At 74.3% G+C, this 304-nt stretch carries 1 protein-coding gene; it reads left to right on the top strand.

All coding sequences use genetic code 11. The features are described 5' to 3' along the window. On the top strand, positions 1-304 hold a 304-nt coding region (locus PUR61_RS15815), incomplete at both ends, for a hypothetical protein (RefSeq protein WP_443035175.1).

The following is a 304-nucleotide window of genomic DNA, read 5'->3' as shown; positions in this document are numbered from 1 at the left end:
GCCGAGCACGGCGACCGGGCAGCCGCCCTGACCTCCGCCACCGAAGCCGTCACCCACTACCGCACGCTCGCCGACACCAACCGCGCCGCCTACCTCCCCCGGCTCGCCGGCGCCCTCAGCAACCTCGCGACCCGGCAGGCCGGGCACGGCGTCAGGGCTGCCGCCCTGTCCTCCTCCACCGAGGCTGTCGGCCACTACATCGAGCTCGCCGACACCGGGCCCTCCCCCGACGCCTTCCTCATCAAGCTCGCCGACGCCCTCTGCACCCTCTCCGCCCAACAGGCCGACAACGGCGACCGGTCTG

This window comes from Streptomyces sp. BE20, from assembly GCF_036322525.1.
Taxonomy (GTDB): Bacteria; Actinomycetota; Actinomycetes; order Streptomycetales; family Streptomycetaceae; genus Kitasatospora.
This window is presented reverse-complemented; position numbering and strand designations above follow the sequence as displayed.